The following is a 15,601-nucleotide window of genomic DNA, read 5'->3' on the forward strand; positions in this document are numbered from 1 at the left end:
CTATCGGGAAAATAACTTGGTGTAAATACCAATTTTTTCCGCCATAGAAGAAATTTTTTTTCGAAAAATCAAATAATTAAATTCCTGAGAAAAAAACTGGCCCGAAATTTGCTGATAGCGCTACGCAACAGACAGATCTGTTGTGCAGCCGTCCTGATGTCGCACCAACGGTGCGGATCTCGGGATGCGAAGTCAAAAATCATTCGGAGATAAATTATGCAAACTGAATCTATGCCCGTTCAGGTAATGGGTATCGATGCCGGCGGCACGATGACCGATACCTTTTTCGTCAGCAGCGATGGGCGGTTCGTGGTGGGCAAGGCGCAAAGTAATCCAGGCGACGAATCTCAGGCCATTTATGAATCATCGCAAGACGCGCTGGCTGCGTGGGGGCGCAGTGTCGAAGATGTCTATCCCGAACTGCTCACCTGCGTGTATTCAGGTACGGCGATGCTCAATCGCGTTGTGATGCGCAAGGGGCTGGATGTCGGCCTCATGTGCAATAAAGGGTTTGAAGATATCCATTCAATGGGCCGGGCGCTGCAAAGCTACCTCGGTTATGCGCTGGAGGATCGCATTCATCTGAATACCCACCGCTATGATGAACCGCTGGTGCCGCTTTCCCGTACACGCGGCGTTACTGAGAGAACCGATGTACAGGGAAAAATCGTCATTCCCCTAAATGAAGACGAAGTGCGCTCGGCCACACGCGAGCTGGTCCGGAATGGCTCACAGGCTATCGTGATCAGTCTGTTGCAATCGCATAAAAACGGAACCAACGAGCAGCGCGCCCGTGATCTCTGCCTGGACGAACTTAAAAAACTGGGCAAAGAGATTCCCGTCTTTGCGACGATTGATTACTATCCGTCAAGAAAGGAAAGTCACCGCACCAATACGACCGTGCTCGAAGCTTATGCGGCAGAACCGTCACGCGCAACGCTCAAACGAGTCAGTGACCGTTTCAGGAAACATGGCGGCAAGTTCGATCTGCGGGTCATGGCTACGCATGGCGGCACCATTGGCTGGCGCGCCAAGGAACTGGCCCGCACGATTGTATCCGGTCCGATTGGCGGGGTGATCGGCTCCAAATATCTGGGCGAACTGCTCGGCTACGACAATATCGCGTGCAGTGATATTGGTGGTACCAGCTTTGACATGGCGCTCATCACCAAAGGCAATTTTGCCATCAAGTCGGACCCCGACATGGCGCGGCTGGTGCTGTCGTTGCCGCTGGTCGCGATGGATTCGGTGGGTGCGGGTGCCGGCAGTTTTGTGCGTATCGATCCTTACAGCGGAGCCATCAAGCTCGGCCCCGATAGTGCCGGCTACCGTGTGGGTATGTGCTGGCCCGAAAGTGGCCTTGATACGGTGTCTGTGACCGATTGTCACGTGATTCTGGGCTATCTGAATACAGACAATTTCCTGGGCGGCGCGATCAAGCTTGACGTTGAACGCGCGCGTCGCTGCATGAAAGAGCAGATCGCCGATCCGCTGGGGCTGTCCGTCGAAGACGCGGCGTCCGGTGTGATTGAGTTGCTTGACCTGCAACTGCGTGAATATACCCGCTCCATTATCAGTGCCAAGGGCTATAACCCGGCCGATTTCGTCTGCTTCTCCTATGGCGGGGCAGGCCCCGTTCACACCTATGGCTATACGGAAGGGCTGGGTTTTGAAGATGTCGTGGTGCCTGCCTGGGCCGCCGGCTTCTCTGCTTTTGGCTGCGCTTGTGCCGAGTACGAATACCGCTACGATAAAAGTGTGGACGTCGCCGTTCCTCCTACAGCCGGTGATGACGTCAAGATGGCCGCAGGCAAAACCCTGACTGAAGCCTGGGCCGAGCTGGCAGAAAAGGTAATCGAGGAGTTCATTATCAACGGCTTCAAGCGAGAAGATGTCTTGCTTCGTCCGGGTTATAGCATGCAGTATCTCGGTCAGCTGAATGATCTTGAAATCGATTCTCCTATCAGTGCTGCGGCCACTGTGGCCGATTGGGAAAAACTGGTAGAGGCGTTTGATCAAACCTATGCGCGCGTTTACGCTACCTCTGCCAGTTCGCCCGAACTCGGATTTGGTGTAACCAGTGCCATCATGCGTGGTAGCGTGGTGTCGAAAAAACCGGAGTTGCCGGAAGAGCCGCTAGTGGGGGAAACGCCGCCGCAAGAGGCATTGCTGGGCAAGCGGGCATTCTACCGACGCAAGCAGTGGGAGCAGGCCGATGTCTGGTCGATGGAAAAGCTGCAGGCAGGAAACCATATCGTTGGCCCTGCAGTGATCGAATCGGATTCGACCACATTTGTCGTGCCCAAAGGATTTGAAACCAGACTGGACACGCATCGCTTGTTCCATCTGAAAGAAATCAAATAGAAAACAGGAGACACACATGAATATGATGACCAAAAAAGTATTTGGTCCGGGGCAATTGCTGGGCAATGGCAAGACGCTGCGCGAGCATCGCGGGGAGGTACTGTCAAAAACCCGTGAGACCGGGTACTACAATGGCCTGACGAAACTGGCCCTGAAGGAAACGGACCCGATTCGCTACGAGAAAATGTTTTCCCGGCTGCGCGGCGGACTGGTTCATGCCCGCGAAACCGCCAAGAAAATCGCGGCCTCTCCTATCGTGGAACAGGAAGGCGAACTGTGCTTTACGCTTTATAACGCGGCAGGCGATTGTATCCTCACTTCAACCGGCATTATTATCCACGTGGGTACCATGGGTGCGGCGATCAAGTATATGATCGAAAATGATTGGGAAGCGAACCCCGGTATCAATCCGGGTGACATGTTCACCAACAACGACTGCACCATTGGTAACGTTCACCCTTGCGATATTGCTACGATTGTTCCCATTTTCTGGGCGGATCGGCTGGTAGGATGGGTGGGTGGCGTAACGCACGTGATCGATACCGGCTCCATCAGTCCGGGTTCCATGTCTACCGGGCAGACACAGCGATTTGGCGATGGGTATATGACCACCTGCCGCAAGACGGGCGTCAATGATCAACCTATGCGCGACTGGCTGCATGAAAGCCAGCGCTCAACCCGCACGCCGAAGTACCTGATTCTGGATGAACGTACCCGGATTGCCGGCTGCCATATGATTCGGGCGCTGGTCGAGGAAGTGATTGAAAGCGAAGGTGTCGAGGCATTTGAAAAGTTTGCCTACGAAATCATCGAAGAAGGGCGTCGCGGGCTGCGCCAGCGGCTCAAAGACATGACCATTCCCGGCGTGTATCGTAAGGTGGCGTTTGTTGACGTGCCCTATGACCATGAGGATGTGAACCTCACCTCGTCCTACGCCAAGATGAATACCATCATGCACGCCCCTACCGAACTCACCATTCGTCCGGATGCCTCGTGGCGCATGAGCTTCGAAGGTGGCAGCCGCTGGTGCTGGCATAGCTTCAATGCCAATCAGGTGGCGTTCACCAGCGGGATCTGGGTGATGCTGACCCAGACGCTGGTGCCCACCCAACGGATTAACGACGGTGCTTATTACGCTACCGAGTTTCATATTCCGAAAGGAACCTGGATGAATCCGGATGACCGTCGTACCGCTCATTCCGACGCCTGGCATTACCTCGTTTCTGCCTGGACCGGCATGTGGCGCGCCATGAGTCAGTCCTATTTCAGCCGTGGCTATCTGGAGGAGGTCAATGCCGGTAACGGTAATACCAGTAACTGGCTGCAGGGCGGCGGGATCAACCAGGACGGCGAGATTCATGCTGTCAATAGTTTCGAGACGGCGGCAACCGGCACCGGCGCCTGCGCAGTGAAGGATGGACTGAACCACGCTGCCGCAGTATGGAATCCCGAAGGCGATATGGGCGATATCGAAATCTGGGAAATGGCAGAGCCACTGCTGTTCATGGGGCGTAATGTCAAATGTAATTCCGGTGGCTATGGCAAGTATCGCGGCGGTTGCGGTCTGGAAACCCTGCGTATGGTCTGGCATGCACAGGATTGGACCATGTTCTTTTCTGGCAACGGCTATATGAACAGTGACTGGGGTCTGATGGGCGGTTATCCTGCTGCCAGCGGTTACCGCTTCGAAGCACACCATACCGGTTTGAAAGATCGCATTGCCAATCGCCAGTCACTGCCGCTGGGTGCAGATGCCAATCCCAATTCGCCGCTATATGAGCAGCATCTGAACGAGGGTGCGGTGGTCAAACGCGACAAGCAATGCATGACAACCGAAACCGTCTTCGATGATCATGATCTGTATCTGAATTACATTCGTGGTGGCCCGGGATTTGGCGATCCTCTGGATCGTGAGCCACAGGCCATTGCCCGGGATCTCAACAGCCGATTCGTTTTGCCTGAATACGCTGAACGTGTTTATGGAGCGGTCATTGCCAAGGATGAAGCTGGCGTATGGACGATCGACGAGGATAAAACCATCGCGCGGCGTAAGGAGATCCGTCAGGCGCGGCTGAAACGCGCCGTGCCGGTACGCGACTGGATGAAACAGGAGCGCGAACGGATTATCGCCAAAGACGCCTCATTGCCGGTACGTCATATGTACTCCACCAGCTTCGGGCTGAGCGAGAAATTTACCAACGAATTCAAATCGTTCTGGGATCTGCCAGCCGATTGGTCGTTGCCCGAATCCGAACTGGGCGTGCCCTCCTTTGGCGCGAAGTATCGCAACGATCTATCCGAGATGCCCGATGTTCGTACCGTTGTGCTGGTAGAAGAGTAATTGGCAGGGACCGGCGCCAGGTTCGCCGGTCCCGCTACAAAACGATTGGAGATAAATGATGTCAGTTTATACAAAGGAACAGGTCAGCAATCTGGTTGACGGAAAACTTGATTGGGACACCACCTTGCGCATGTTGCAGATGCCCAAGGACAAGGAACGCTTTGAAATGTACCGCGAGGTGTTGCAATCCAAAATGTCATGGGCAGATGAAATCATTCTGCCGCTGGGGCCGCATCTGCATATCGTGCGCTCGGCAAAAACAGGTGAATGGATTACCAAATGTGAGTGCGGACATGAATTTTGCGCCTACGACAAGAACTGGAAACTGGAGGCAGCGATTTTCGTGCGCGATACGCCGCAAGCGATGGAAGAGGTGTATCCACTTCTCATGGCGCCTGACACGCAATGGCAAGTCTATCGGGAATATTATTGCCCCGATTGCGGTGTCATGCTGGATGTGGAAGCGCCCACACCCTGGTATCCCGTGATTCACGATTTTTCGCCGGACATCGAGGCGTTCTATAAAGACTGGCTTGGGTTGCCTGTGCCGAAGAAAGGCAAATAGCCTGGCATAGTTAACCGGAGCGGGCTGGCGCTGCTCCGCTCCGCTCCGGCTTCCTGCGCCTGCGTGTATTAAATACGTTTGTAAACACCAGGGCCCTATCACGCATGCTATGTGGTTAGCATTTTGTGATAGGGCCCTGGGTTATGCGGTGTTTCTGCAGAGTGCAGTTCGATCGATCAGCTTAGTGTGTGGAACAATTTGCTGGACAACTTGTCGGTTGCGCTTGCGACCGGTACCGACGCGGTTGCTTTGTCGGGTCGGGTACGGCCATTAACACTGTCTGCCGTTTGTCTTCACAGTAAAACCAGGCTAAGCAGCCATATTGTTATCATCCCAACGACACCCTGAATCAGCGTGGCTACGGTCTGGGCATAATAGGCAGTTGAAACGCGCATGCGGCTGAACTGAGTCACTACCCAGAAGAAACTGTCGTTGGCGTGGGATACAGTCATGCCACCAGCGCCAATGGCCATCACAGTCAGCACACGTCCCATTTCGCTATCCAGGCCCAGTTGGCCGAGCATCGGCGCGACCAGCGCTGAAGTGGTGACCAGTGCAACGGTGGTTGAACCCTGAGCGGTTTTGAGCGCAGCCGAAACGATAAAGGGCATGAACAGCCCAATGCCCATGGCCGATAAGGTGGTGCCGATATAGTCACCCAGTGGCGTTACTTTGAGAATTGCGCCAAATGCACCACCAGCACCCGTGATCAGCAGAATCGGTGCCGCAGAAGTCAGCCCTTCGGCCACATAGTCATGGAACTGCTGGCGTTTGCCTGAGCCTTTGAGCAGGAACATGGCAGAGATCATGCCCGCGAGCAGCGCGACGACAGGATGTCCCAGGAACAGCAGGATATTGGCAAACGTGCCTTCACCAAATGGCTTGCTGGGGAAAGCAACGACCGAGCCAATGCAGATCAGGATGATAGGCAGGAAGATGGGAGTGAACGCCTGCGTTGCGCTGGGCAGTACACCATATTCTTCGCGGGTTTTCATCAGCTCCTGATTCGGACCGGTAGCCACCACCGGTGCTTCCAGTTCAATGTCTTTTTTCAGGAAAATATTAGCCCAGAACAAACCGGCCAGCGCCGTCACTGCAGCAACCACCAGCCCCACCAGAATCACCAGACCCAGATTGTCGCCCAGACCCAGATTACCGGCAGCTGCGATGGGCCCGGGTGTTGGCGGTACGAAGGTATGTGTTGCATACAAACCGGTTGCCAGTGCCACGCTCATGGCGATCAGCGAGACATTCATGCGTTTTGCAATCGCTTCTTTCAGCGAGTTCAGAATGACGTAGCCTGAATCGCAAAATACGGGAATCGAAACCAGATAGCCAATAACAGACATGGTCAATGTGGGGAAGCGATTGCCCAGCAGTTTGATGATGCTGTCGGCCATTGTAATGGCGGCGCCGGTTTTTTCCAGAATGACACCGATGATGGTGCCCAGTACAATCACAATCCCGATACTGCCCATGATGCCACCAAAGCCGGTGGTAATGTGTTTGACAATATCCAGCAGCGGCACCTGATACATGAAGCCGCCGATAAATGCCGCCGCAAGCAGGGCCAGAAATGGATGGAGTTTGAGTTTGGTTGTTGCCAGGACGATCAGCGCGATCAATATGGCAAGAATGGCGACCAGGTACATTTCAGTTGTCCTAATTCAATTGCTATTAAAGATTTAGATAGAGTACAGAATAATCCGGCGATTGTATCTTAATTTTTCCTGAATTCTGTATCTGGCCGGCGTGCCGGCGCACATGGCGGCCAGACTAAAACTGGCGTTTTAATTACGATCTCGCTATCTGGGGAACCCACAGTAACGCTGGTTTTATCGTATGGAAAGTGGAGACGGGAGACGGGAGACGGGAGACGGGAGACGGGTGAGTTGGAGGCTGATGGCGCAGTGACGTCCGCTATCCGATTGGAGGGCGGCGGCTCGTCAGAAAAAGTAAAGGCTATTAAGAAAAACTGGCTTGCCAGTCGTGGGTGGCTTGTTCACAATGATGACAGTCTAGCGGTCGCCGTAGTTGTGCAGGGTTGTTGGCGATGGCCGGTATCGCAGACGGCGACTGCAACGCGATGCGGTGCAGTATTATCGAGGTCGTTCAGGAAAAAGCATGTTAGAAAATACAAAAAAGGAAAACGCAGGTCAGCTTCAACTGATATTGGGGATGGCCATGTCGGGCACGATAGGGCTGTTCGTTGTCTGGTCTGGTCAGAATCCCTTTAACGTGGGGTTCTGGCGCTGTCTGGTTGGCGGGCTGTGCCTGCTGCTGTTCTGCTTTGCCAAAGGATATCTGAAGCTGGCGCATGTATCACGGTTGCAATGGGTCTTGCTGGCGGTCAGCGGCGTAGTGCTGGTCTTGAACTGGGCTGCGCTGTTTGCTTCGTATCTGCACGCGGGCATCGGGGTTGGGACGGTTATCTATAATACGCAGCCGTTTTTTCTGTTGCTGGCCGGACCGTTGATGTTCGGCGAGCGCATTACGCTTAAACAGGTGCTGTTGGCCATGCTGGCTTTTGGCGGGGTGATTCTGATTGTGTTGCCTGCTTTGTTTGGGGTGAAAGTGGATCTGCTGTTCCTGCAGGGCGCCGGTTTTGCCTTGCTGGCAGCCATCCTGTATTCAGGCCTGACCATTGTGACCAAAAAACTGACCGGCATCAAACCCCATGTCGTGGCTATGTGCCAATTGGGCGTGGGCCTGGTCTTCCTGGCGCCGATTATGGCGTTTGACCAGATGCCGCAGACTTCAACGCAGTGGCTGTGTGTGGTTGTGCTTGGGGTATTTCATACCTTCCTGATGTATATCCTGATCTACTCTGCGTATCAATCGTTGCCAGTGGGAAAAATTGCCATTCTGTCCTACGTTTATCCGGTAGTGGCAGTCATAGCGGATTATTTTGCTTTCGGCCATGAAGTGGGCGGCTGGCAATGGCTGGGCATTGTGATGATTATTGTTGCCGGCGTGGCGAATGCTCGTCAGGCGGGGGTAAAAAGACAAGCGCCGGATCCGCTGTCGAAAAGTAAACCGTTGACGCAGGATGCGGTTGCACGTGATGTGAGCGCCAACGGTTTGGCGCGAACACAGTCGCAATAAACAACCTTCCAGCAGCGGCCGGTATCTGCACAAATAAGAATATGGGTTCTGCCCACGCCGCGCCTGGAGTGCCCGGTTACCGATCAGAAAAAGCCGATGACCGGGTGTGGTGCTGCGCCTGATATGTCGCCGCTTCCTGTAGCAGCCACTGCCGAAACTTTTGTGCCCCTTCGGACAGGCCCGCCAATGACGGCCCCAGCAGAAAGTATCCCAGTTCGGAGTGCAATGTAAGCGGGTCCAGCACGATCAGCTTTTGCTCTTTGAGCAATGAATCCAGCAGTACCAGTCGCCCCAGTAACATACCCTGATGAGCAAGGGTGGCGTCCACTGACAGGCCCGAGTCGGTATAGGTGATGCGGTTTTCCGGCAACGTGGCGTCGGGCGCTTTCGCGTGCAGCCATTCGCGCCAGGTCACATCCTGATCGTCACCGCCCAGCATGCCCCGGTCGCCGATTAATGGCAGGCGGGCGAAGTCGCCCGATTCGATCAGCGGCGCCCACGCCGGATACTGTCTTGGTGTACAGACAGCCTGATGCGCTTCCTTCATAAGGCTGTCGCATAGTGGTGTTTCGTAATGACCTTTGCCATAGCGGATGGCCAGATCCAGATCATCAAAGGTGAAATCAATTAATTTTGAGGAACTGTCTATATCCAGCCGGATACCTGGGTGCTGCCGAAAGAACGCCGGCAGGCGCGGATTAAGCCAGAAGCGTGCGAACGAAGGCAGTACGCTGATGCGCACCAGCATGGGGTCGCGCGGATGATGAAAGGACGCGGCCAGCAGATCAAACGCCTGAGATAGTTTGGGTAAGGCATCGCGTCCGCTTGCGGTCAGTACGATCCCGCTGCGTGACTGAGTGATAACGCGCTGGCCAAGGTGATGTTCGAGCTGTTTAATCTGCTGGCTTATCGCCGAGGCGGTGACATGCAGCTCCCTGGCCGCGAGCGCCATGGATTTAAGACGCGCAGTGGCCTCGAATGCCTTGAGGCTGTTCAGGGGAGGAAGCGGCTGGCGGATTTTCAAGCTGGACCTTGAGGATGCAGGTGTTCGGATTGATCGGGTATAGTCGATTGTAGGGCTTAACCGGTCATTTGCCGACAGGATTCGTGCAAATCACTGATTATGTTGTACAAAGCGTACGTGTTCGGCGTTGGTATCAGAAAAATGGCACAAGAAGACGCGTGCGCCATGACACGCTGTATGCCTGTCCGGTGGGTAGGTGGGCAGAAGTGTCCGGTGCGCCAGCATTCACATTGCGGCAGGGCAGGGAACCCGACAGACATCAGCCACCAGATAAAATCAGCCACCAGATAAAATCAGGCAGCAGATAAAATCAGGCAGCAGATAAAATCAGGCAGCAGATAAAATCAGGCAGCAGATAAAGAAAAACGCGCGGTCCCGGGCGGGACGCGCGCGTTTGCTTGCTGCCTGCAGGCCGGCCTGTCTCACAAGGCGGCCGATGGCGGCTTATACGGCGGATTTGAAGTCACGATCTGCACGGTCGAAGTTGTCAACCACTGCCTGCGCAGGCGCTTTGGTTAACAGTGAAACGACGACGATGGCGATCAGGCCTGCAATGAAACCGGGGACGATTTCATACAAGTTGCTGCCGCTGTACTGTTTCCACAATACGACGACCAGCGCACCCGCTACCATACCGGCCAGCGCACCTGCCGCATTCATGCGACGCCAGAAGACCGACAGAATAATGACCGGACCGAAAGCGGCGCCGAAGCCGGCCCATGCGTAGGCAACCAGGCCAAGCACTTTGCTCTCCGGATCAGACGCAATCCAGATGGAGATCAGCGCGATCAGCAGTACCATTGCGCGGCCGATCCACACCAGTTCTTTCTGGGCGGCATGCGGGCGGATAAAGCCTTTGTAGAAGTCTTCGGTAATGGCGCTGGAGCAAACCAGTAACTGGCAACTTAGCGTACTCATAACAGCGGCCAGAATGGCGGACAAAATCACACCTGCAATCCAGGGATTGAACAGAATCTGGGCCAGTTCGATAAAGATACGTTCGCTGTTATTGGTGACTTCGCCCGCTTGTTCCGGGTGTAGTTGGAACCAGGCAATGCCAAAATAGCCCACCGCGACCGCGCCACCTAGGCACAGAATCATCCAGGTCATGCCAATGCGACGGGCTTTTTTAAGGCTTTTGACCGAATCGGCTGCCATAAAGCGCGCCAGAATATGTGGCTGGCCAAAGTAACCCAGGCCCCACGCAGCAGCACTCACGATTGCAATAAAGCTTGTGCCGGAAATCAGACTTGAGTAATTCTTGCCGGCGGTGGCGGCCGCCTGATCAATGGTTGTGATGACGGCAGACAGATCGCCCAGCCCAAGCAATACCATGATGGGCGTAAGGATGAGTGCGAAAAACATCAGAGAAGCCTGAATTGTGTCGGTCCAGCTGACTGCCAGAAAGCCGCCGATGAAGGTATAGACGATGGTGGCGCCGGCGCCCAGCCACATGGCCGTGACGTAATCAACGTGGAAGAGGCTCTCGAAAAGACGGGCACCAGCCACAATGCCGGATGCGCAATAGATGGTAAAGAAAAACAGAATAATGGCCGCAGCCGCAATTTTGATGATGACGTTGCCGGCGCCAAAGCGGTGGTGAAAATATTCAGGAAGCGTGAGCGCATTGTTGTTGTATTCGGTGTGCATGCGCAGACGGCCGGATACCAGCAGCCAGTTGAAATAGGCGCCGACAGTCAGGCCGATCGCAATCCAGGCTTCGGACAGGCCGGTCAGATAAATCGCGCCGGGCAGGCCCATCAGCAACCAGCCGGACATGTCGGAGGCGCCGGCCGAGAGTGCCGTTACAAAACTGCCCAGACTGCGTCCGCCCAGAATATAGTCGTCAAAATTACGTGTTGAAAAGTAGGCGATAAACCCGACTGCCAGTACGACAATCAGATATATGGCGAACGTGATGATCATTGGATTTATGCCACTCATTCCTCGTTCCCTGTGTCTTGTCTGTTGAAAGTGTGGGATTTTACGGAAAAGTAAAAGTCATGAATATAAGGGTTAACTCTTATAAATAACGGTTAACATTTTGATTTTATATGTATATTGTTTTTGTTTTTTCTGATTTTTATTAAGGTTAACCTCGATATTCCTCTATAAATTACCCGGGAGGCGGGCAATTCGCAACTAATCCCGTGATGAGCAGGTGGCTCGTTATTGTCGTTCGCGCAATTCGTAGTCAATCACTACATCGTGCGCATCGCCGGCGCTGTCGGGGCGCAGGCCCATCCAGGTGCCCAGACCCAGTGGTGAGGCCTCACCCAGACGAATGCCCTTGATGTCTTCTTTTTTGAGCACGATTTCGGCATCCCAGTTCAGTTCGATGCCCACGTAATGTCGCAGCCAGTGTGTGAGCTGTTTGGCCTTGCGCGTGCCAGGCATGAATTGGTCAAATTCCGAGCGGGTCAGGGGCCCCAGCGATAATCGGAATTTATGCTGCGCGTCGCGCACCGAGCTGCCCAGAATCGTATCCTGGCCCAGCCCCATGCTGCCATTAAGACCGAGCTGCTGCGAGGGATGCAGCTGAATCCACTGTGGTACGAATTCCTTCAGGCTGACGTTGATATTGAAGAACGTTTTCAGTATCTGGATAATGCCTTCCGGATTGCGCGTCTGGCGCACCAGATGGCCGGCAAAGAAATACTTGGCGTGATCCATGATGGAGTCACGATGTTTGAGTGATTCCTGCCCCTGATTAATCAGACTGGCAACATGGCGACTGAAATTTTCTTCAGGGCGATCCAGACTGACCGTGCTTTGCGCATCGGCCCAGGCCCGATAGAAGAGCGCAATCAGGCGATGATGAAAAATATCGGCAAAGGCCGAGAGCGTATGGTCCCGATGATGCACGATTCGTTCGCGCACATATTCTGTTAAATGCAGGGGGAGCGGGCCGTTGGGACCGAACAGGCCATAGCTCAGAATGGAGACCACGGGCGGACCATCTTTATCACGATCGACATCGCAGATGGTGGACGGCGCGAACGCCATGGAGGGTTCCTGGCGCAGTCGCACCGGTTCGCGTGAGGGCAGCGAATCGCGGCCCAGCGGTTTGCGTGTGCCGCTGCGCGCATCCAGCCAGCGCAACACATGATACAGACCATAACGATAGGGGTCTGCTTCAAGCTTTTGCCAGAAGTCTGGCGGCAGCGTATGTGTTGGGGTCACAGGAGCCGAAGGAGTATCCATGCGAGGGTGGGGCCAGTTAAAAGGTGTGCAGTTAAAAGGTGTGTACAGACAGCCTGATGAAATGATATGGCGTTTGCAATCAGTGTACCTGAAAGCGAAAGATCTTGTGAATAGTGACCGCGCTCTATGGCGCTGATAATATCAGACAGGGAAATAGGGCCGAGCCTGCACCAACACGAATATCGCCTCCGGTGGCGACGAACGCCTAGATATCACCGCTGCAGCCTGCTTACATTTAGCAAAACTTTAGGGTTCGAAAACCTTCGCGGATACACGTAACATACAGGTCATTATTCACAGGCAGGTCATATTTTTAGGCTACGCTTTTCTATTCACAAATGACAGCAAGCAAAACAAACAACTATGTCTGAAATCAATCGCAGTGATCTTTTTGGAAAACTTGACACCCTGCTGTACCGCTCGCTGGAAGGCGCCACGGCATTTTGTAAACTTCGCGGAAACCCGCATGTAGAGCTGGTTCACTGGCTGCATCAGATCATGCACGAGCATGACAGCGATCTGCAGAAAATCATTCGCTATTTCGAACTCAATACCGATCAGCTGGAGCGTGGCATTGTTGCGACGCTGGACGAATTGCCGCGTGGTGCATCGTCGGTCTCCGATCTGTCAGAGCATCTGGACAATGCAACCGAACGTGCCTGGGTATATGGTTCGCTCAAGTATGGCGAAGCGCGGATCCGTAGTGCGCATCTGATTCTGGGGATTCTCAAGACGCATTCGCTGCGCAATGTGCTTTACGGTATTTCATCTGAATTTAAAAAAATCACGCCGGATGTGCTGGCTGATAATCTGCCTGCCATCGTCAAAGATTCTGTTGAGCAGCAGGACAGTGCTGCTTTGTCTGAGGGGGGCGCCGCGGCGCCTGCGACAGGCCCCGGCGGCAAGTCTGCCTTAGCGCAGTATGCGGTCGACATGACGGCCCGGGCGCGCAACAATGAAATTGATCCGGTGTCTGGCCGTGACGAAGAAATCCGCCAGATTGTTGATATTCTGATGCGGCGTCGCCAGAACAATCCCTTGCTGACCGGTGAGGCCGGTGTAGGTAAAACGGCAGTGGTGGAAGGGCTGGCGATACGGCTGGCCAGCGGCGACGTGCCGCCTTCGCTGCGCGAGGTATCACTGTATTTGCTGGATATCGGGCTATTGTCTGCGGGCGCGAGCATGAAAGGTGAGTTTGAATCACGCCTGCGCCAGGTGATTGATGAAGTGCAGGCCAGTGAAAAACCGATAGTGCTGTTTATCGATGAGATTCATACCCTGATCGGCGCTGGCGGGGCAGCCGGTACGGGTGATGCCGCCAACCTGCTCAAACCCGCGCTGGCCCGTGGCCAGTTGCGCACCATTGGTGCCACGACCTGGTCGGAATACAAGAAGTACATCGAAAAGGACCCCGCGCTCACACGCCGTTTTCAGGTGGTGCAGGTGCATGAGCCGGCTGAAGCCCGTGCGCTGATTATGTTGCGCGGTCTGGCTGGCAGGCTGGAGTCGCATCATCAGGTGCTCTTGCTGGACGAGGCGATCGATGCCGCCGTGCGGCTGTCGCATCGATATATTCCGGCGCGCCAGTTGCCCGACAAGGCGGTCGCCTTGCTGGATACGGCCTGCGCCCGCGTGGCGGTCAGTCAGCATGCGCAACCGCCGGCTGTAGAGGATTGCCGGCGGCGGATTGAGCATCTGCAGATCGAACGCGATATTGCGCAGCGCGAATGGCAGGTGGGCGTTGGCAGCGAGGCACGCATTGCCACGATTGATAGCGATCTGGAAGCAGCACGTGAGCAGTTGGGTCAGTTGGAAGAAAACTGGCGGATCGAGCAGGAGCTGGCCGCCAGAATGTTTGAATTGCGGCAGGTGTTGCGTAATGAGGATACCGACGAGCAATTGCGTAGCGAAAGCCTGGCTGAACTGCGGCAGGTGCAGGCGCAACTGGAGGAGCAGCAGGGCGAGGCACCGCTGATTTTCCCATCGGTGGACGCCAATGCCGTTGCGGCCGTCGTGGCCGACTGGACTGGCATTCCGGTCGGGCGTATGGTCAAGGATGAGGCCAGTTCGGTATTACAGTTGTCCGATTCGCTGGAAAAACGCGTGATTGGGCAGCGTGACGGCCTGGATGCGATCACCCGCCGTATTCAGACGTCGCGCGCTCGCCTCACGGATCCGAATAAACCGGTAGGGGTGTTTCTGCTATGTGGCCCCAGCGGTGTGGGTAAAACCGAGACGGCGCTGGCCCTGGCTGAAACGCTTTACGGCGGCGAGCAGAATCTGATCTCCATTAATATGAGTGAGTTTCAGGAAGCACACACTGTTTCTACGCTTAAAGGTGCACCTCCGGGCTATGTTGGCTATGGCGAAGGCGGTGTGCTGACCGAAGCCGTGCGGCGACGTCCCTATAGTGTCGTGCTGCTTGATGAGGTAGAGAAGGCGCACGCCGACGTCCACGAGATTTTCTTTCAGGTCTTCGATAAAGGCTGGATGGAGGACGGGGAAGGGCGGTATATCGACTTTAAAAATACGGTGATTATTCTTACCTCCAATGTGGGTACGGACCGTATTGTGGATTTGTGCAAGGATCCGGACCTGATGCCTGATGCAGAAGGCCTGGCCGGCGCCTTGCGTGATCCATTACTGGGCGTGTTTCCTGCGGCCCTGTTGGGGCGACTGGTGGTGGTGCCGTATGTGCCGCTATCGGACCAGATGCTGGGCAGTATCGTACGTCTGCAACTGGATCGCATCAGGGTACGCCTGCAGCAAAATCACAATATTGATTTTGACGTCACTGATGCTGCGGTTGCGCAGATCGTCGGGCGCTGTACCGAAGTGGAATCCGGCGGACGGATGGTGGATGCGATTTTGACCAATACGGTCCTGCCCAAAGTAAGTCAGGAAATTCTGCAGAGCACCATCGAAGGCCGCAGTCTGACGCGGGTGTCTCTGGATGCGCAGGACGGCGAATTTGTCTATCAATACAGCTGAAGCACGC

9 protein-coding genes are annotated in these 15,601 nt (G+C 54.7%); 5 read left to right on the forward strand and 4 right to left on the reverse strand.

Features of this window, described 5'->3' with window-relative positions; all coding sequences use genetic code 11:
• Positions 1-216: 216 nt before the first annotated feature.
• From MIM_RS03320 to MIM_RS03330, 3 genes are read left to right on the forward strand one after another with little or no spacing between them, the layout of a single operon-like run.
• On the forward strand, positions 217-2,364 hold the full coding sequence (locus MIM_RS03320) for a hydantoinase/oxoprolinase family protein (RefSeq protein WP_025371344.1): 2,148 nt from the start codon (positions 217-219) through the stop codon (positions 2,362-2,364).
• Positions 2,365-2,380: 16 nt separating this feature from the next.
• Positions 2,381-4,705, forward strand: coding sequence for a hydantoinase B/oxoprolinase family protein (locus MIM_RS03325; protein ID WP_025371345.1), 2,325 nt, complete (start codon positions 2,381-2,383; stop codon positions 4,703-4,705).
• Between the two features lie 58 nt (positions 4,706-4,763).
• Positions 4,764-5,270 carry an acetone carboxylase subunit gamma gene (locus MIM_RS03330; RefSeq protein WP_025371346.1) on the forward strand — a complete coding sequence of 169 codons (507 nt, stop codon included), beginning with the start codon at positions 4,764-4,766 and terminating at the stop codon, positions 5,268-5,270.
• Between the two features lie 293 nt (positions 5,271-5,563).
• Here the strand turns inward: MIM_RS03330 and MIM_RS03335 are convergent, their stop codons facing one another.
• Positions 5,564-6,922: a GntP family permease gene (locus tag MIM_RS03335; protein WP_025371347.1), complete on the reverse strand. Its 1,359-nt coding sequence runs from the start codon at positions 6,920-6,922 to the stop codon at positions 5,564-5,566.
• A gap of 472 nt (positions 6,923-7,394) precedes the next feature.
• On the opposite strand from MIM_RS03335, the gene MIM_RS03340 reads away from it, so the two are divergent.
• Positions 7,395-8,375: a DMT family transporter gene (locus tag MIM_RS03340; protein ID WP_025371348.1), complete on the forward strand. Its 981-nt coding sequence runs from the start codon at positions 7,395-7,397 to the stop codon at positions 8,373-8,375.
• A 76-nt stretch (positions 8,376-8,451) separates the two neighbouring features.
• On the opposite strand, the gene MIM_RS21965 is transcribed toward MIM_RS03340, so the two are convergent.
• The 3 genes from MIM_RS21965 to tssG all read right to left on the reverse strand — a co-directional run bounded on the left by MIM_RS21965 (position 8,452) and on the right by tssG (position 12,603).
• Positions 8,452-9,399, reverse strand: a complete 948-nt coding sequence (locus tag MIM_RS21965) for a LysR substrate-binding domain-containing protein (protein ID WP_144084580.1) — start codon at positions 9,397-9,399, stop codon at positions 8,452-8,454.
• 444 nt (positions 9,400-9,843) lie between these two features.
• On the reverse strand, positions 9,844-11,343 hold the full coding sequence (putP, locus tag MIM_RS03350; RefSeq protein ID WP_042069913.1) for a sodium/proline symporter PutP: 1,500 nt from the start codon (positions 11,341-11,343) through the stop codon (positions 9,844-9,846).
• Positions 11,344-11,568: 225 nt separating this feature from the next.
• Complete coding sequence (gene tssG, locus MIM_RS03355) at positions 11,569-12,603, reverse strand: type VI secretion system baseplate subunit TssG (protein ID WP_025371351.1); 1,035 nt, start codon at positions 12,601-12,603, stop codon at positions 11,569-11,571.
• Positions 12,604-12,966: 363 nt separating this feature from the next.
• Here tssG and tssH point away from each other — a divergent pair, with 363 nt between their 5' ends.
• Entirely contained in the window at positions 12,967-15,594 is a 2,628-nt protein-coding gene (gene tssH, locus MIM_RS03360) for a type VI secretion system ATPase TssH (protein ID WP_025371352.1), read from the forward strand.
• Positions 15,595-15,601: the final 7 nt, after the last annotated feature.

This window comes from Advenella mimigardefordensis DPN7 (assembly GCF_000521505.1).
GTDB classification, from domain to species: domain Bacteria; phylum Pseudomonadota; class Gammaproteobacteria; order Burkholderiales; family Burkholderiaceae_B; genus Advenella; species Advenella mimigardefordensis.